Origin of the sequence: Streptomyces sp. NPDC055955, assembly GCF_042270245.1 — a bacterium.
Taxonomy (GTDB): domain Bacteria; phylum Actinomycetota; class Actinomycetes; order Streptomycetales; family Streptomycetaceae; genus Streptomyces.
In genome coordinates, this window is record NZ_JBHJYS010000004.1 from 479,257 (window position 1) to 496,866 (window position 17,610).

Here is a 17,610-nt window from a genome sequence, read left to right on the forward strand (position 1 = left end):
CAGCCTGGCGCGCATCCCGCGCAGCCACCCCGAGAACCGACGCGGGTGGCCAGGATGAGCGGCTGCCGTCAGGCAGTGACCGGGATGTGCCGGAGTTCGCCATCCCGGGATTGCTCACCGGCGGGGAGGGGTGTACCGACTGGAGGCGGTGTGAGATCCAAGGGAGGGCTTCCTGTGCGGGTGCCCCGCGTTCATGCAGGGGAGGAATCGCGTCCCGGTGTCGCGGCGCCGAGTACCGCTGCCTCTGGTACGTGGGCGCGGAGTGTCCGCATGGCTGCCGACAGAGCCAGGGGAACGCCGGTCGGGCGGACCGGTGGTCGTCGGGCGGAGCGGTGATCGCCCGACGGCCTCGACGGATGCGCCCTAGGGCCTGTCGTCAAATTCCCGTCTGCCCGGCGGCGTCTGGCACGCACTCCCCCTAGCTCTCGGCTTTGGTCGAGCAGGGGGGGACCCCCATGCGGCGTTGCCGAAAAGCCCTGGTAGCTCCGCTACAAGGACTCTCCGGCGCCTTGCGATCGCACGCACCAGACGCCGCCGGGCCCGCCCCTCGGGCGGACGACGGGAATGTGACGACAGGCCCTTGAGGGAATGCATGGGTCGCCGGCCTGCCGGCACCGGCCACCCGGATATGCGCTGGACCGGGCCGAGCGTCACCCAAGCCTTCCGGTCCCCGCTTCGCGCGCCCTGGATGCCGGCCCGCTTGTGGCGGGCCAGGGAGGGTACCGGCAGCACCAACTCTGGTGGACGGGCGGCAATGATGCCGTACGGGTTGCCCCGTCATCCGCACGCGTTAGGCGCTCGCTACCCGGATCGACCGAGTGCCCTCCGCGAACCGCCGCTCGCGCGGCGGGACTTGAAGGGGATCACTCGGCCGCGTCGAGTTCCACGTCCAGGTCCTGTGTCGAGTCCCAGAACTCTGGGCCTGCCTTTTGGAGCCGGGCCGCCGCGTGCTTGAGGTGGCGGCGGGCGGCCGTGCGGGCCGCCTTGGCGTTGCCCTGCTCGATGGCGGCCAGGATGGCGTGGTGTTCCTCGCGGACTGCGTCGAAGAAGTCGTCCCGGCGGGCCTCGTTGGCGCGGGTGACGCGGATGCCGCCGCGGGAGACCTCGCCGAGGTAGCGGACGGTGGAGACCATGACCGCGTTGCCGGTCGACTCCGCGATGGAGCGGTGGAAGGCCAGGTCCTCGTCCGCGCCGTCGCCGCCCGCCGCGACCGCCGCGTCGATCGCGTCCAGGGCCTGCCGCATCCGGGCGTGGTCGGCGGCGGTGGCGCGGGTGGCGGCGAGTTCGGCCGCCTCGCCCTCCATGGCGCGGCGGACCTCGACGATCTGCAGCACCTTGGCCTTGGTGTCGGCCGTGTCGGTGGTGTCGCCCTCGAGGTCGAGCGGCCGGGTGCGCCGGGGCAGGACGAAGACGCCCCGCCCCTGGCGCGGCTCGACCAGGCCCGCGTTGCTCAGCCGGGACACGGCCTCGCGCACGACGGTGCGGCTGACACCGAGCTGCTTGACCAGTTCCACCTCGGTCGGCAGTTTGTCGCCCGTGGTCAGCCGTCCGGACTCGATCTCGTCCGCGAGCATCGCGGCGACGCGGTCCGCGAGTCGGACGGGCCCGTCCACCTTGGTAAACATGGTGGTCAGTCTATCGGCGTGGGCTCGGCCGCCGGGGCGGTGACCGCCTGCGCGTGATCGGCGACGTACTGGCGCACCACGGCTGCGAAGTCCGCGTCGGGCTCAAGGCCGAGCCGGGCGGCGCGGGCGTTGTCGAAGGCGGCCGGCCAGGAGCCGACGATGGCCTCGACGGCCGGGTCCGGGGCGACCTTCACCAGGTCGGCGACGGCGTCCCCGGCGACCTGACGCAGCGTGTCGAGGATCTCGGACACCGTGACCGTGAGGGCCGGGAGGTTGACCGGGAGGCTGCCGGACAGCTGCCCGGGGCCCTCGCCGCGCTCGGCCTGGGCCACGCGCAGGATGCCCTCGACCGTGCGGCGCGGGGAGGCGAGGGCGACCCGCAGGTCCGGGCTGACCGGGCAGGTCGCCTCGAGGCCGGCCAGCGGCTCGCGAACGATGCCGGACAGGAAGCCGGAGGCCGCCGCGTTCGGCTTGCCGGGGCGCACCGAGACCGTCATCAGGCGGGTGACGCGGCCGTCGAGGAAGCCGCGGCGGGTGTACTCGGCGATCAGCTGCTCGCAGATCCGCTTCTGGACGCCGTAGCTGGACTGGGGCGTGGGCAGCGTCGACTCGCTGACGACCTCCGGCAGGGGCAGCGCGGCGTCCGAGCCGTAGACGGCGACGCTGCTGGCGAAGACCACCCGTACCTTAGGACCGCCGGCGGCCGACTGGGCGCGCGCGGCCTCGAGGAGGGCGCGGGTCGTGTCCAGGTTGGCGCCCATACCGAGGTCGAAGTCCACCTCGCACTCGGCGGAGACGGCGGCCGCGAGGTGGATGACCACGTCCACGGGCTGCGCGAACAGCTCGCCGAGACGTTCGGTCACCTGGCCCTGGACCACGTCCACGAGCGGGTCGGCGGCCAGCGGCGAGTCCTGCGGTACGAAGAGGTCGGCGAGCACGAGGCGGGTGAGGGGGGCGCCGTCGAACGTGCGCTGCTCCAGCAGTGCCTGTGCGACCTGACGGCCCAGGAAGCCGAAGCCACCCGTGATGACGATCCTCATGCGTTGTCTCCTTGGAACGTGTGACGCCAGCCGAGACCCTCGCTCGTGCCGGCCTTGGGGAAGTACTCGCAGCCGATCCAGCCGTCGAAGCCCAGCTCGTCGACGACGGACATGAGATGACGGAGGTTCAGCTCCCCGGCATCGGGCTCGTGACGGTCGGGTACGCCGGCGATCTGGAGGTGGGCGACGCGACCGGTGGGCAGGTCGCGGCGGAGGGTCGCGGTGAGGTCGCCCTCGACGATCTGGCAGTGGTACAGATCGAGTTGGACCTTCAGATTGGGGGCGCCCACCTCCTTCACGATCGTGTGGGCGTCGGCCTGCCGGTTCAGGAAGTAGCCCGGCATGTCGCGGCCGTTGATCGGCTCGATCAGGATGTCGACGCCGGCGGTCGCCGCCCGTTCCGCGGCGTGGGCGAGGTTCGACAGGTATGTCGCGCGGTACGGCGCCGGGTCGGTGTTCTGCGGTACCAGGCCGGCCATCATGTGCACGCGCGGGCAGTCGAGCGCGGCGGCGTACTCCAGGGCGCGGTCGACGCCCTCGCGCACCTCCGCCTCGCGTCCGGGCAGCGCCGCGATCCCGCGCTCACCCGCGTCCCAGTCTCCGGGCGGCGCGTTGAACAGCACCTGCCGCAGGCCGTGCGCGTCGAGACGGCGCCGCAGTTCGGCCGCCTCGTACGCATACGGGAAGAGGTACTCGACGGCCTCGAAGCCGTCCGCAGCGGCCGCTGCGAAGCGGTCGAGGAAGTCGTGTTCGGGATACAGGGTGGACAGGTTCGCGGCGAACCTCGGCATGGTGACTCCGTAGGTGTGAGGCAGGCTCGGTCAGCGGTTGACGACGCTCTTCTTGGTGGCGAGGACGGCCGCGGCGCCGATGACCAGGCCCAGCGCCAGGACGTACATCGGGATCGCCGTCGAGTCGGTGGCGTCCTTGAGCGAGCCGATCATGTACGGGCTGACGAAGCCGGCCAGGTTGCCCACCGAGTTGATGACGGCGAGTCCGGCGGCGGCCGCCGTGCCGCTGAGGAAGGCGGTCGGCAGCGACCAGAACAGCGGTGCGCAGGTCAGCACGCCCGCGGCGGCGATCGAGAGCGCGACGAGGGACAGGGCGGTCGACCCGGTCCAGCTCGCGGCCAGCGAGAAGCCCACGGCGCCCATCAGGCTCGGGATGACCAGGTGCCAGCGGCGTTCGCGCCGCTTGTCGGCGGAGCGGCCGAAGAGGTTCATCGCGATGAGCGCAGCCAGGTACGGCACGGCGCTCAGCGCGCCGATCGCGAAGCCGCCCTTGATGCCGGTGGACTCGACGAAGGTGGGCATCCAGAAGGTGAGCGCGTACTGGCCCATCACGAAGAAGAAGTAGATGAGGCACATCAGCCACACCTTGGGGTCGCGGAACGCGTCCCACGTCTTGCCGTGCTCGCCGTGGTGCTTGGTGTCCTTCGCGAGTGCGCGCTCGATCACGGTCTTCTCGTCGTCGTTCAGCCACTTCGCGTCGCGCACACCGTTGTCCAGGTAGAACAGCGTCATCACGCCCACCGCGATGGCGGGCAGCGCCTCGATGAGGAACAGCCACTGCCAGCCGTTCCAGCCGCCGGTGCCTTCGAAGACGTCCATGATCCAGCCCGAGAGCGGGTTGCCGAAGATGCCCGCCACGGGGATGGCCGACATGAACATCGCGATCACCCGGGCCCGCCGCGCGGAGGGGAACCAGTACGTGCAGTAGAGGATGACGCCCGGGTAGAAACCGGCCTCGGCGGCGCCGAGCAGGAACCGGAGCACGTAGAACGTCGCCTCGTTGTGGACGAAGACGAACAACGCCGAGACCACGCCCCAGGTGATCATGATCCGGGCGATCCAGGTGCGGGCGCCGACCTTCTGCAGCATCAGGTTCGAGGGGACTTCGAACAGGAAGTAGCCGATGAAGAACAGGCCGGCGCCGAGGCCGTACGCCGCCTCGCTGAAGCCGAGGTCCTGGGACATCTGCAGCTTGGCGAAGCCGACGTTGACCCGGTCCAGGTACGAGACGACGTAACACAGGATCAGGAAGGGGACGATGCGCCGGATGACCTTGCGGAACACGGCGTTCTCGCGGGCGAGCTCAGGGGTTTCGGCCGTTGTCACGGTCGTCGACATGAGGGGCACTTCCTTGTGCGGCTCAGTGGTTCTCGAGCGGATGGGGACGGGAGCGGGAGCGAAAGCGGGGTTCTACCAGGAGGCGCCGAAAGCGGTCCTCAGTTCGGCGATGGCGTCGTCGGCCAGGGGCTCGGGCCTGCGGCCGGTCGTCAGCCACAGGCGCGCGGTCTCCTCCAGCTCTTCGAGTACGGCCAGCGCGGACGCGGCGTCGGGGCCCCAGACGACGGGGCCGAGCCGGTCGAGCAGCACCGCCCGGACAGGAGTGCCGTTCGCCGCACGGGAGGTGATCCGTTCGGCGACCAGGTCGGCGACGCGCGGGTCACCGGGCCGGTGGTAGGGGATCAGCGGGACGTGGCCCACCTTCATCACGTAGTACGGGGTGAGGGGCGGGAGCACGTCGTCCTGCCGCCACACGCCGGCCAGCGTCAGCGCGACCAGGTGTGTGGAGTGGGTGTGGATGACGAACCGGGCGGCGGGGTCGGCCGCGTAGATGCGCCGGTGCAGCGTGAGCGTCTTGCTGGCACGGTCGCCCGCGATCCGCTCACCGGCGCCGTCGACCTGGGCGAGCCGGCCAGCGTCGAGGAAGCCGAGGGCCGCATCGGTCGGCGTGATGAGGTGGCCGTCGTCGAGCTTCGCGCTGATGTTGCCGGCGCTGGCGTGGACGTAGCCGCGGGCGAACAGGGTGGTGCCGACGCGGACGATCTCGGCGCGTGCGCTGTCGGCGGCCGTGTCGGTGTCCTCTGTCCTGCGGGCCTGGGTCTCGATGTCCTGTGTCACTGGGACTCCCCGGTCAGGAGGGTGAAGGCTGTGGTGAAGAACTCAGGGCCGCCGAAGTTGCCCGACTTGAGCGTGATGTGAAGGGTGTCGCCGTCGGGCAGCGGCGCCGCGCACCACGGCACACCCGGGTCGATCTGCCCGCCGATGCGCAGGCCGGTGAGGCCGAGCGCCTGCACGACCGCGCCGGAGGTCTCGCCGCCCGCGACCACGAGCTGCCGTACGCCGCGCTGGATGAGTCCCTGGGCGACGCGGGCGAGTGTCTGCTCCACCAACGCACCCGCCTCTGCGGCGCCGAGCTGCCCCTGCACCGAGCGGACCGCGTCCGGCGACTCGGTCGAGTAGACGAGCACGGGCCCGTCGGCGAGGTGCTTGTCGGCGAAGGCGAGCGCCTCGGCGGCGACGTCCTCGCCGGCCGCGATCCGCAGGGGGTCGACGCTGAACGCGGGGCGGCCGGTGCTGAGGAACTCCCGTACCTGGCCGTTCGTGGCGGCGGACACCGAACCGGCGACGACGGCCTGCCGGCCGGAGGCGGGCGGCAGCTGGGCGGCGTCCGAGGACGGTTCGAAACCCCAGTTCGCGGGCAGCCCGATCGCCAGACCGGAGCCGGCGGTCACCAGAGGCAGCTCCTTGACCGCCGCACCGAGCCGTACGAGATCGTCATTGGACACGGCGTCGACGATCGCGGCGCCGACCCCCTGGTCCCGCAGCTGCGCGATCCGGGCCCGGACCGCGTCGGCGCCTTGTGCCACCACCTTGTGGTCGATGAGGCCGACGGGCCGCGTCGTCTGGGCGTCGAGCACGGACACCAGATTGGAGTCGGTCATCGGCGTGAGCGGGTGGTGGCGCATGCCGGACTCGCCGAGCAGGACGTCGCCGACGAACAGGTGCCCCTTGAAGACGGTGCGCCCGTTGTCGGGGAACGCGGGCGTCGCGACGGTGAAGTCGGTGCCGAGCGCGTCCATCAGGGCCTCGGTGACCTGGCCGATGTTGCCGGCCGGCGTCGAGTCGAAGGTGGAGCAGTACTTGAAGTAGATCTGTTCGGCGCCCGCGGCGCGCAGCCACTCAAGGGCACGAAGGGACGCCTCGACGGCTTCGGCCGCCGGGACCGTACGCGACTTGAGAGCGATGACCACCGCGTCCGCGTCGGCGGCGGGATCAGTCGTGGGGTCGGTGCCCTCGCCCGGTACGTCGATCAGCTGGACCACGCGCATGCCGGCGCGCACCAGGTTGTTGGCCAGGTCGGTGGCGCCGGTGAAGTCGTCGGCGATGCACCCGAGGCGGACGCTCACGTCAGTCCTCCTTCTTGGGCTGGTCGGTCGGCAGGGGCTGGTTCAGGGGCTGCGGCAGATCGATGCCGGGGAAGATCTTGATGACCGCGCTGTCGTCCTCACCGCCGAGCCCGGAGGCGGACGCCTGCAGGAACATCTGGTGGGCGGTGGCGGACAGCGGCAGCGGGAACTTCTGCGGCCGGGCCGAATCCAGGACGAGCCCCAGGTCCTTGACGAAGATGTCGACGGCGGACAGCGGCGTGTAGTCGCCCGCCAGCACATGGGCCATACGGTTCTCGAACATCCAGGAGTTACCGGCGCTGTGCGTGATGACCTCGTAGAGCGCCTCGGCCGGAACGCCGGCCTTGATCCCCAGAGCCATCGCCTCGGCCGCAGCGGCGATGTGCACGCCCGCGAGCAGCTGATTCACGATCTTGACCTTCGAGCCGAGACCGGCGTGGTCGCCGAGACGGTACACGGTGGCGCTCATGGCTTCGAGCACCGGGTCGGCGACCGCGTACGCGGCGGCGCTGCCCGACGTCATCATCGTCAGCTCACCGGCGGCCGCGCGGACGGCGCCGCCGGAGATGGGCGCGTCCAGATAGAGCACGCCCGACGCGCTCAGACGGTCCTCCAGGTCGGCGGACCAGTCCGGGTCGACCGTGGAGCACATGACGTAGACGGAACCGGGGCGCAGCCGCTCGGCAGCCCCGCCGTCGCCGAAGAGGACCGCCTCGACCTGCGCCGCGTTGACCACGACGCCGATCAGGACGTCCACCTCGGCCGCCAGTTCGGCGGGGGAGGTGAACGCCGTCCCGCCGTCACGGGCGAACCCGGCGGCCACCTCCGGCCTCAGGTCGTGGACGCCTACGTCGTATCCGGCGGTGCGCAGGCTGCGGGCCATGCCGAGGCCCATGGCCCCGAGCCCCACCACGCCCACACGCGGCCGCGCCGGCCGCTCCTGGTCGTTCATGTCCGCCCTCGTCATCGTTGACTCGTCGACTGGTACGTGTCGTTGCGCTGCTCCAGTCACGAGCAGCGATCGGGTCATATGATGACCTGCGGATGTCATAGAGCACAAAGTGATGCCCGTCACATCCAAGGTGTCGTTCCTGGCGGTGGCGGTGGCGGTGGCGGTGGCGGTGGCGGTGGCGGTGGCGCGGCCGACCTCCGTGGTCGGCCGCGTGTGGGGGTGAGCGCCATGAAGGTGCTGGTGGCCGCGTCGGATCGAGAGGCGGGGAGCCGGGCGCTGGTGGCGAGGAGGGCGAGCACCCGGAGCGGCCCGCCGAGACCGAACGCGGCGCCCATCGGAGTCCGGGAGGGGGTCTGGCGGGTCGCCGGGGCCCACGTACGCCCTCTACTCCGCGGCCTCGGTAAGGGTGTGCCCGGCGCTGCTTCCCAGCGGCGTCCCGCTCCGCCCGGTGCGCTTCGGTCCGGGTTGTCCTGGAAGAGGGCGACCGGCACTCAGGCTTCTGCCGGTCTTGCCGGGCAAGAGGGCGACCGGCACTCGACGCGTCCGCGCCGCCCTCGGAGCTGCAGTTCGACGGCGGCGCGGACGCGTGCTCTAGCGCATCCGATCAGGTGTTCCGCTCACAGCCTCAGCGACCTGCCGGGCGGCCTGGGCGGGGGTGAGGCTGGTCGTGTCGATGACCTCGGCCTCCTTGTGCAGCCATGTGCGGGCCGCCTCGGCGTAGGGCTCGAGGTAGGCGAGTCGGAATGGGGAGGGGCCCATGACGGTGTCCCCTTCGATCCGTCCGCGGAGGGTGTCCTGGTCGGCATGGAGGACGAAGTGCCGTACCGGGATGGCATGTTGGGCGAGGCCTGAGCTGATCTCGCGCCAGTACTCCTCGACCAGGACGGTCATGGGCATCACCAGCGTGCCGTCGGTGTAGTCGAGTACGCGCCGGGCGGTCTCGACGACGAGCTGCCGCCACGGTGGCCAGTGCTGGAAGTTGTCGGTCGCGGGCAGCGCCGGTGTGATGTCCATAAGTGTCTCGCCGACCTTCTCGGCGTCGAACACCCGTGAATCAGGGAGCAGTTGCTGCACGAGCGCACTGGTCGTCGTCTTGCCCGCGCCGTGGGTGCCGTTGAGCCAAACAATCATGAGGCCGAGGCTAGCGCGGGCGGAGAAGGGAGCGAGGGCGGTCAGTCGCGCCAGTCGAGTTGTGCATCGGGGATGGCCGCCGAGCGCCCGTTGCCCTGAGCTTCGCGGCGGCCTTCCGCCTGCCCGCGTGGATGGCGGATGACCTTGTCGGCGAAGGCCGCGCATGTGTCGCTGCCCGCCGGAGCCGGGGCGCCGGCACCGGGGGCTTCCGTCACCCCAGGCGGATCCAGGATCGGGGGCACACCAGCTCAGCGCCGGCCTCACCGCTTCCCGCTGAGGGGAATGCCACGGGCGCCGCGGGGTGGGAAGCTGAGGGGGGAAGCCCTCGGAACGGCGCTGGTCCGGCCGCCCGCCCCGGTCAGTCGGCCACACCCTCGAGTGACCTTGGGAGGCTCGCCATGCCGCACACCGCCGAATGGAAGATCCATCTCTACGTGGTCGAAGAGGACCGCACCACCAAGGCGCGCCTGGAACTCGATACCGGGACGGCCAGACTCACCGGGCACGGCCACGCCCGCCGTAACCCCGAGGACAGTGACGTTCCCGAGATCGGCGACGACCTCGCCGTGTCACGTGCCATGGAGAACATGGCCGGGCAACTGAAGGCCACGGCCTACTCGGACATGCGCGCGGTCGGAGCGGAGCCCAACCCGAAGGACGGTCTCAGGCCCTACAGGGGATGGCTGGACACCGACGCCTCGTAGGAGCCGTCGACAGACCACGGGCCCGCGTCGCTCCAGAACCGGACGTCGCAGGTCGGGGGCATTGCGTTGCGGTCAGATGATGTCAAGGACCTCGCTGGCCGGCCGACGGGCGGTCGCCGGGCCCTGGGGGCCGTAGCCCAGCCGGAGGACCATCTGGGCGTAGCTCATGGAGGTGACGGGATCACGCAGCGCCCATCGGAGTTCCGGCCACTCCAGCGGCTGGGAGGTCATGGAGCTGACGAGGCCGTCAGCGGTGGCCTGGAGCAGGACACGTTCCAGCGCCTGTCCCGCCTGCAGCCAGTCCCTCGGGGCGTCGCCGGTGGTGCCGAGGAGGGCGATGCACGGATCCTTCTCGAAGGTGGCCCAATTGCGTCCTGGTACCGGCTTCGACCGGCCGAAGTCCCGGACCGGGGCGGACCCGCCGGTCGGACGGGGGCCGAACGCAGTGGCGGGAATGCCGTCGTTCCGCGTCTCCGGTTCCACGTCCGTCCATGCCGACGTCTCGTCGCGGACCGCCTGGTCCATCTCCTCCCGGTGTTCGGAGTCGTGGACGAGGCTCAGCAGGGTGTCGGTGTGCCAGGCGTCGGGCACGAGCAGGTGGCACCCCTCGATCCGGGCGGCGGCGCACAGGCCGTCCAGCAGTGCGGCGGGGATCTCCTCGTCGGTGAAAGGGAAACGGCTGGAGTGCCGGTTCCGTACGGCCATGTGGAGCGTGGCCAGGTCCCAGTCCGTGCTGGTCGACGACTGGAGCCGGACCCTGGCGAGGAGCCAGGGGTCTTTGCTGTCGGGCAGTAGCTCGACAGCGGCTTCGTAGCCCGCGAACGCCGCGGACACGCGCAGGTTGAGCAACGCCGCTCCGCAGCCGAGGTGGAGGGCTCGGAGGGTGGGATCGGAGCGTGGCATGGTCCGGTCGGGATCGGCGTACAGCTCGAGCAGGGCAGCCTCCGGCTTGAAGGCGAACCTCCAGGGCTGGGCGTTGTGCATGGAGGGCGCCGCGATGGCGTCTTCGACGAGGGGGACGACGGTTGCGGGGGCCAGGAGTGTTGTCGGCACGGGAGGCTCCTTGTCTGTGCGGCCGGCCTCAGTCGTGTGCGACGACGGCGACCGGTGCGGTGGCATGGTGGATCACGGCGTGGGTGGTCGAGCCGATGTGAGGGCCCCGCGGCGAGGGGCGGATCCTGCGGCCGACGACGATCAGGTCGGCCTCCGCGCCGGCGCCCACCAGCGTGTGCGCGGCGTGCGCCACCGGCGTCCGGACAGCCACCTCGACGGTGGGGAACTTGTCCCGCCAGGGCTTGACGGTGTCGAGCAGGTTCGTGGTCGCCCTCTCCTTGACCTCCGCGTAGACACCGGGGTCGTAGGCGCCTCCGTACCCGAACAGCGGTGGCGGTTGGCACACGTGCAGGACGTGCAGCCGGCAGGACCGGCATGACGCCTCCGCGAACGCGAAGGCCAGCAAGTCGTCGCACGGAACGCCGATGTCGACGCCGACGACCAGGCCACCCGGCTGCTCGCCGTCGGGGTTCGGCAGCGCGTCCCCTGAGCGGCGTACGAGCACGACGGGCTGCTCGGTGGCCTGCAGCACAGCCATCCCCACCGAGCCGAGAACGAACCCGGCGACCGTGCCGAGCGCACGGGAACCCAGGACGAGCATGTCCGCTGTGGACGCGGCGGTGACCAGCGAAGGCGCGGGCGGGCCGTCGACCGACTGCTTGGTGATGCCGAGTCGCGGGTGATCACGGCGCAGAGCGTCGGCCGATTCGCTGAGCAGGGCTTCGGCCCATTCACGACGTATCTCGGAGGCGGCCGGGGCAACGCCGAGCGGTGACAACCACTCCTCGGCATGGGTGATGCGCAGTTCCACGCCGCGCAGCTCGGCCTCGCGAGCGGCCCAGCGGGCTGCTGCGGTGCTTTCGAGGGATCCGTCCAGCCCGACGGTGATGTGGTGGTCCATGAGGCTCCTCAAAGTTGTGGGTTTGAGGCTGCTCCGGCGGGTTCGTCCGGTCTGCTGTCGAGGAGGAGGGGCGCGTGGTGGCCCGTCCCTTGCCGCCCGTATGCGTAGGAGGACGACCTGTACGTCCAGGGTCGCCCCGGCCGGGTGGACGGCAGCAGGGGCCAGGCGTCCCCATCTGGGGCCGATCGGCCCTGTCCTCGCTCTGCCACGGGGACAGCCGGCCCGGTGGCCCTGTGTGCGGTGCGCACGGCGGATGGGTTCAGGCCTGACCGGACATTTATGCACTGGCCTGACGGGGGCACTCGTCCCGCCCGCCGGACCGCGGGTGAGACGTGCGCGCCCGTACCTCTGGTCGCTGCGGCATGGGGCCGGAATCACCAGTGTCCCAGCAAGGCCGGGGCCGCACCGTTCCGTATGAGGGAAGCCGGCCTCACCCTCCGGGTTGGGCCGACCGGCCCCCGTCGTGGCCCGACCGGCTCAAGCCCGGAACAGGGGACGGCGGGACACTGGCTGAGACCGGAGGCTCGGTCACCCGGACACCGCGACAGCACCACGCAGCCTTCATCGGAAGGATGGAGACATGCTCTGGATCGACCATGGCGCGAGCGGATGGGGTTGGTTTGCCCTGTCGCTCAGCTTCCTGCTCCTGGTCACCGCGACCGTCTCGTGGGCCGCCCTGTTCCGTGGCAGTGGCAACCGCACCTCGCAGCGGCGCGCCGTCCCTGCCGCGCCGTCCCCGTTGCCGGCCGAGCGGGACGACCGAGTCGAGACGCACAAGGCGGAACAGGCGTGGGAGCGTGAGCCGACCGGAACACATGTGCGGCACGAGGGGAGCGCGGAGCGCGACCGGCGAACGCGGCAGCTGGACCGCGATGAGGCGCTCGGGCTGCTCGGCGCGGTCTCGTCCGGACGCATGGTCTTCACCCAGCACGCCCTGCCGGCCGTCCGCCCCGCCCACCACCTGGTGGAGGGGGACGACGTCGTCGTGCGCCTCGACGACAGGGCAGCCCTCGGCTCCCTGCTGACGGATCCCGGCGCTCCCGCGGTCGTCGTCGCCTACGAAGCGGATGTCATCGACTCCGAGACCCGGCTCGGGTGGAGCGTGGTCGTCACCGGCTACGCCCGCCTCGAAGGGGAGGCCGAGGAACGGAACGTGAACGGCGACGAGGAGCGGCCCCCTCCATGGGCGGGGCGGGCGAAGGACGCTGTCGTGCGCATTCGGCCGGACCTCGTCACCGGTTTCTGCAACGAGGCCGTGCCTCACTGAGAGGACCTGACCGAAGTGGCTGATCAGGTGGCCGGCCGCTCGCAGGTCCGCTCGATCGACGGCGCCGCGGCCGGGGGCCGGGGCGCCGTCGATCGAGCGCACGGTGATGTGCCGCTTCTGCTCCACCTGCCCCTCTGGGACGGTGTCACGGCGAAGGGCTGTCCAGGGCGGTCTCCTCGGCGGACGCGGGCGGCTTCCCGGGCGCCGCGGTCGACGGGCGCTCAGGGGCGGGCGCGCAGGCCAGGAGTGTTTGCGTGTAGGGATGTTGAGGTCGGTCGTAGATCTGGTCGGTCGGCCCCTGCTCCACCAGGCGGCCGTCGCGCATGACGGCGACCCGGTCGGCGATGTGCTCGACCACGGCCAGGTCGTGCGCGATGAAGAGGTAGGCGACACCGAGTTCGCGCTGGAGCGTCGTGAAGAGATTGACGATCTGGGCCTGCACGGACACGTCGAGGGCCGAGACCGGCTCGTCGCAGACGAGGATCTCGGGGCGAAGCGCCAACGCCCGGGCAATTCCTATGCGTTGGCGCTGTCCGCCGGAGAACTCGTGCGGGCGGCGGTTCGCATGGTCGGGGTTGAGTCCGACCAGCTCCAGGAGGTCGGCGACGTACCGGCGATGCGCGGCGCGTGGGGCGGTGTTCGGGTGGATGAGGAGCGGTTCGCGGACGATGTCGCCGGCCGTCATGCGGGGGTCGAGTGAGGAGTACGGGTCCTGGAAGACCATCTGGATGCCTCGGCGTGCGGCGCGCAGGGTACGGCCGCGCAGCTGGTCGATACGCGTGCCGAGGACGGTGACCTCGCCCGCGGTCGGCCGGTCGACGGCGGTCAGCAGCCGGGCCAGGGAGGACTTGCCGCAGCCCGACTCGCCGACGAGTGCCAGCGTCTCGCCGCGGCGCAGGGTCAGGCCGTGCTGGGTGCCTCGGCCAGTTGGGACCGGGAGGTACTCGCACGCCTGGGCACGTACCTCCGGGCGGGACTGATGAGCGACCTCACCGCACTCCGCGTCGAGGCCGCACCACTGCAGCGGTCGGACACGCAGCCCGCAGGCAACCCGGTCTCCGGCTTGACGGCCCTCCGCGAAGAGCCCGCACCCCTCCACCTGATCGGCACGAAGCCCGCAGGCGACGTGCTCGCCGACATCACGGCCCACGGTCAGGTCCGGATCGCCACCGTCCAGACGGGCAGCCTGCCGCTGCCCACCGCACGCCCGCGCAGCTCCCTGCCCGTACGCGTGCTCGATGTCGTCGCCGAAGCCGGCATCCGCATCCTGCGCACGCACCCGGCCTACGACCACGACGCGCTGGATCGCGCCGACGTCGTCATCGGGCTCGGCGCCGGCGTCCCCGCGGACGCCTACGGCGAACTCGACGGCCTCCGCGGACAGTGGGGAGCGGAACTCGCGGCGACCCGCAAGGTAACCGACACGGGAGCGCTCGCCCACGGACGCCAGCTCGGCGTCACCGGACGCTCCGTCGCCCCTCGCCTCTATCTGGCGATCGCCGTTTCAGGAAGCCGCGACCACCTCGTCGGCGTGGAACGGGCCCGTACCATCGTGGCGATCAACCACGACCCCGAGGCCCCGATCTTCCAGCACTGCGATTTCGGCCTGGTCGCCGACTGGCGCGAGGCCGTGCGCGCCCTGACCACACGCGGGGCGAGCCGTCCGGCCGGCGACATGTTCGCCCGATCCTGAGGAGAGGCCATGCTGCTCCCGGTCAACGCCACTCTGGGCATCATCATGGCGGCCCTGCTCGCCATGGCGACAGGCACCGCGGCCCTCGCCCGCTTCGCCGACGCCCGCGACCGGCGCCGCTACTGGAAGGACATCGTCACGGCCGGAGTACGGGCCGCCGCCCAGCTCGCCGTCGTCTCGCTGGTGGTCGGCGCCGTGATGCACCAAGTGCCGCTGCTGCTCGCGTTCGTGCTGGTCATGTTCACCGTCGCCACGTTCACCGCAGGCCGTCGCATCGCCCGGAACGGCACCGGATGGTGGTCCGCCCTCCCGATCGCCGCAGGCGTCCTGCCCACGCTCGCGCCGCTCCTGCTGACCGGCCTGCTGCCGCTCAAAGGCATCGCGCTCATCCCGGTGACGGGAATCCTCATCGGCGGCGCCCTCACCGCCACCGTGATCGCCGGACGGCGCGCTCTTGAGGAACTGGAGGCCCGTCGTGGCGAGGTCGAGGCGGCCATGGCTCTCGGTTTCCTCGAACGTGACGCCCGCCTGGAGATCGCGCGCCCGGCCGCGTCGGACGCTCTCATCCCCGGCCTCGACCAGACCCGCACGGTAGGCCTGGTCACCCTGCCCGGTGCCTACGTCGGCATGCTCCTCGGCGGCTCCTCGCCCGTCCAGGCGGGCGCGGTACAACTCTTCGTCCTCATCGCGCTGATGGCGGTACAGACGGTGGCTGTCGCGGTCACCTTGGAACTGGTCGCTCGTGGCCTGCTCCACGCTCGCGTACCCGACCGGAAGGCTTCGAGGGGTCACGATGGCGGACCTGGTCCGTCCGGAAGAATCCTCGGAGCCCGTAAAAGGATCAAGAGCGGCGCTGCCTGACCGGCAAGTCCACGAAGGGTCCCGCCATGTGGCGGAGCGGGGGTGATGAGTTGGCGGCGCTGAACGGGCGTGTCGCCCGTTCAGCGAGCGAAGTCGCCCCCGCTCGCTGTGCTCATCTCATCCGTGGCTGTTGCCTCACACGGATGTGGCCTCAGTTCGCTCGCTGTTCGTCTCGGTCTGTTTCACGTGTTCGTTGACGCGCTTGCCGAGCAGGACGAACAGCAGGATGAGACCGACGGTGAGCAGGATGTGGCCGAGTCCGGCGGTCAGCGGCACAGCCTCGGGAATGTGGTCCTCGTCGCGACCGAGCACGGTCAGGATTCCGTGGACCCCCATCATTGCGGTCGAGAGGGCGATGCCGGTGTTGTAGAACCAGAAGAACGCGGTGAACAGTCTTGTCCCTGACAGCTGGAAGACCTTGTCGAGGACGAGGACGACCAGGAAGACGATCATGCCCAGGGCCAGCAAGTGAGTGTGCATGAGCGCCAGTTGGGTCTCGCCGTCGAAGTCCTCGGCTTTCGTGAACTCCCGGTAGAAGAGCCCCGAGACGACTCCCACGATCATGTAGACGTGTGCCGCGTAATACGACTTGCGCACCGTGCTTCCCCCCGATTCGAGTCTCACGTGTTCGCGTTCATTCAAGCGTTCCCGGCCCGCCCACGGAGGAGCTTCGGCAGATGATCTTTGGCGTGGGCGGGGAATGGGGGAACGGTAGCGAGAGGATCAGCGCGAGGCATCGCGACCTTCGCCCGCTGTCACACCGTCCTGGCCGCCGATGCCCCAGAGCTTCACCACGCCCGCATGCCGGCTTTCCTGGAAGCCGTCAGCGACCTCGGCATCAGCTCCACCGGGGACATCTTCCACCGCGCCGAAGAGGTCATCCAGTTCCTGCCCCGCCTCTGGCAGGCCACGGAGGACATCTTGGTGAGCAACGCGGACATCAGCGATTAGCGGGAGCGCCGGGCCGCTTCGGCGCCGACGTATGTGGGGTTCATGCCGTTCCCTTTCAACAGGTGTCGCAGGACGCGGCTCTGGCCGTCACATGCGACCGTCCGCCGGCGCACAGTGCTGCGGCAACCGGGCCAGGACGTCCGTCCGCTGTCCGCGTTCGGTGGGCGACGATCAGTCCGGGGCGCCTCCGCGCCGCGAGCCGCGAACGCGGCGCCCCTGGGCGGATCCGTCACTGTGCGTCGCGCAGCTGAAGAAGGTGCGCCGCGGTCAGCGCGACGGCACGGTCCACGTCACGCGACAGCTCCGTGAGGGCATGTGACGCCGTCGCGCCCGGGATTCCGGCCAGCGCCTGGGTCAGACGTCCGCGTGCAGGCGCCTGCGTCGTGTCGTGGGCGAGGCGCTCGACGATCCGGGCCGCGATCCGCTCCGCCGTCGCGGCGTCGTTCGCCAGCACGCTCAGTGCATCGGCAGCGTCGGTGTCGTTTCTTCCCTCCGCGATCATGTCGACGAGCGTGGGGACCACGGCGTCCGCTCCACGGGTCCCGAGCGCCAGAGCCGCATGGTCGCGGACCACGACGTCGGGATGCGCGAGAGCGTCCCGCAGCAGTGCGGTGGCCTCACCACCCGGCATCTCGGCGAGGGACCGAACGGCACGTTCCCGTACCGCGGCCACCGGTGATGCGAGGCCTTCCGCCAGCAGTGCCGGGCCGCCGTGGCCCGATCGCGCCAGCGCCCATCGAAGGGCTCCGGCGACGTTCGGCTCCGTCTCGTTCAATACCGCCTCGACCAGGGCTTCCACCGGCATCGGAACCTCGCCGGCCGCGGAAAGCGCCGCGCGTTGGCGCGCGTTGGCGTTCTTCGATCCCAGCGCCTGGAGCAGCGCGACGACCTGGAGGACATCCTCCCAGTCGGCGGGGGCCGCGGCATCGATGCGGCGCAGCCGCCTGAGCACCTCGGTCTCCGCCGCGATGCGGTCACGTGTCTGACGGATGAGGTCGTCCACGAGCGCCGAGGGGGTGAAGCCGGGGTCGTCGAGCGCGCGTCCGATCTCCCGCAGCGACAGTCCCAGCGACCGCAGGCTCTCGATATGGAAGATCCGCCGGATGTCCTCTCCGGAGTACTCCCGGTAGCCGGAGCCGGTGCGGCCGGAAGGACGCACCAGACCGAGCGACTCGTAGTGCCGGAGCATGCGGGCACTGACTCCGGACCGCTGCGCCACCTCACCGATCAACACGTC

At 70.8% G+C, this 17,610-nt stretch carries 19 protein-coding genes; 5 read left to right on the plus strand and 14 right to left on the minus strand.

The genetic code is table 11. The annotated features are described in order from the left end of the window. Positions 1-863: 863 nt before the first annotated feature. The 9 genes from ACFC96_RS10740 to ACFC96_RS10780 form a co-directional block, all read right to left on the minus strand. Positions 864-1,625, minus strand: coding sequence for a FadR/GntR family transcriptional regulator (locus tag ACFC96_RS10740; protein WP_376259463.1), 762 nt, complete (start codon positions 1,623-1,625; stop codon positions 864-866). Between the two features lie 5 nt (positions 1,626-1,630). Next, complete coding sequence (denD, locus tag ACFC96_RS10745; RefSeq protein WP_376259465.1) at positions 1,631-2,665, minus strand: D-erythronate dehydrogenase; 1,035 nt, start codon at positions 2,663-2,665, stop codon at positions 1,631-1,633. Continuing rightward, entirely contained in the window at positions 2,662-3,456 is a 795-nt protein-coding gene (otnI, locus tag ACFC96_RS10750; protein WP_376611483.1) for a 2-oxo-tetronate isomerase, read from the minus strand. Before otnI ends, denD begins: the two co-directional genes overlap by 4 nt. A 30-nt stretch (positions 3,457-3,486) precedes the next feature. Next, on the minus strand, positions 3,487-4,794 hold the full coding sequence (locus tag ACFC96_RS10755; RefSeq protein WP_376611485.1) for an MFS transporter: 1,308 nt from the start codon (positions 4,792-4,794) through the stop codon (positions 3,487-3,489). 72 nt (positions 4,795-4,866) lie between these two features. Further along, entirely contained in the window at positions 4,867-5,571 is a 705-nt protein-coding gene (locus tag ACFC96_RS10760; RefSeq protein ID WP_376611486.1) for an aldolase, read from the minus strand. Continuing rightward, a complete protein-coding gene (otnK, locus tag ACFC96_RS10765) occupies positions 5,568-6,860 on the minus strand; it encodes a 3-oxo-tetronate kinase (RefSeq protein ID WP_376611488.1) in 1,293 nt (430 codons plus the stop codon). Before otnK ends, ACFC96_RS10760 begins: the two co-directional genes overlap by 4 nt. Position 6,861: 1 nt before the next feature. After that, complete coding sequence (ltnD, locus tag ACFC96_RS10770; RefSeq protein WP_376611575.1) at positions 6,862-7,812, minus strand: L-threonate dehydrogenase; 951 nt, start codon at positions 7,810-7,812, stop codon at positions 6,862-6,864. A 591-nt stretch (positions 7,813-8,403) separates the two neighbouring features. Beyond that, the gene (locus ACFC96_RS10775; protein WP_376259474.1) at positions 8,404-8,943 is read right to left on the minus strand and encodes an AAA family ATPase; all 540 of its coding nucleotides are present in this window, start codon (positions 8,941-8,943) and stop codon (positions 8,404-8,406) included. A gap of 41 nt (positions 8,944-8,984) precedes the next feature. After that, entirely contained in the window at positions 8,985-9,158 is a 174-nt protein-coding gene (locus tag ACFC96_RS10780; protein WP_376611490.1) for a hypothetical protein, read from the minus strand. Positions 9,159-9,341: 183 nt separating this feature from the next. Here ACFC96_RS10780 and ACFC96_RS10785 point away from each other — a divergent pair, with 183 nt between their 5' ends. Next, the gene (locus ACFC96_RS10785; RefSeq protein ID WP_376611492.1) at positions 9,342-9,647 is read left to right on the plus strand and encodes a dsRBD fold-containing protein; all 306 of its coding nucleotides are present in this window, start codon (positions 9,342-9,344) and stop codon (positions 9,645-9,647) included. Between the two features lie 72 nt (positions 9,648-9,719). Here ACFC96_RS10785 and ACFC96_RS10790 read toward each other — a convergent pair whose 3' ends face one another. Continuing rightward, on the minus strand, positions 9,720-10,700 hold the full coding sequence (locus ACFC96_RS10790; RefSeq protein ID WP_376611494.1) for an Acg family FMN-binding oxidoreductase: 981 nt from the start codon (positions 10,698-10,700) through the stop codon (positions 9,720-9,722). Positions 10,701-10,728: 28 nt separating this feature from the next. Beyond that, a complete protein-coding gene (locus tag ACFC96_RS10795; RefSeq protein WP_340459790.1) occupies positions 10,729-11,601 on the minus strand; it encodes a universal stress protein in 873 nt (290 codons plus the stop codon). 580 nt (positions 11,602-12,181) lie between these two features. Between ACFC96_RS10795 and ACFC96_RS10800 the strand changes: the two genes are divergently transcribed. Beyond that, positions 12,182-12,868, plus strand: coding sequence for a pyridoxamine 5'-phosphate oxidase family protein (locus ACFC96_RS10800; protein ID WP_376611496.1), 687 nt, complete (start codon positions 12,182-12,184; stop codon positions 12,866-12,868). 145 nt (positions 12,869-13,013) lie between these two features. Here the strand turns inward: ACFC96_RS10800 and ACFC96_RS10805 are convergent, their stop codons facing one another. Then, on the minus strand, positions 13,014-14,018 hold the full coding sequence (locus tag ACFC96_RS10805; RefSeq protein WP_376611498.1) for an ATP-binding cassette domain-containing protein: 1,005 nt from the start codon (positions 14,016-14,018) through the stop codon (positions 13,014-13,016). On the opposite strand from ACFC96_RS10805, the gene ACFC96_RS10810 reads away from it, so the two are divergent. Further along, complete coding sequence (locus ACFC96_RS10810; protein WP_376611500.1) at positions 13,995-14,561, plus strand: electron transfer flavoprotein subunit alpha/FixB family protein; 567 nt, start codon at positions 13,995-13,997, stop codon at positions 14,559-14,561. The two genes, ACFC96_RS10805 and ACFC96_RS10810, sit on opposite strands and share 24 nt — an antisense overlap. 9 nt (positions 14,562-14,570) lie before the next feature. Beyond that, positions 14,571-15,422, plus strand: a complete 852-nt coding sequence (locus tag ACFC96_RS10815) for an ABC transporter permease (protein ID WP_376611502.1) — start codon at positions 14,571-14,573, stop codon at positions 15,420-15,422. Between the two features lie 135 nt (positions 15,423-15,557). Here the strand turns inward: ACFC96_RS10815 and ACFC96_RS10820 are convergent, their stop codons facing one another. Next, entirely contained in the window at positions 15,558-16,019 is a 462-nt protein-coding gene (locus ACFC96_RS10820) for a DUF2871 domain-containing protein (RefSeq protein WP_376259502.1), read from the minus strand. A 204-nt stretch (positions 16,020-16,223) separates the two neighbouring features. On the opposite strand from ACFC96_RS10820, the gene ACFC96_RS10825 reads away from it, so the two are divergent. After that, positions 16,224-16,373: a hypothetical protein gene (locus tag ACFC96_RS10825; RefSeq protein WP_376611503.1), complete on the plus strand. Its 150-nt coding sequence runs from the start codon at positions 16,224-16,226 to the stop codon at positions 16,371-16,373. 229 nt (positions 16,374-16,602) lie between these two features. Here ACFC96_RS10825 and ACFC96_RS10830 read toward each other — a convergent pair whose 3' ends face one another. Next, positions 16,603-17,607, minus strand: a complete 1,005-nt coding sequence (locus ACFC96_RS10830; RefSeq protein WP_376611505.1) for a MerR family transcriptional regulator — start codon at positions 17,605-17,607, stop codon at positions 16,603-16,605. Positions 17,608-17,610: the final 3 nt, after the last annotated feature.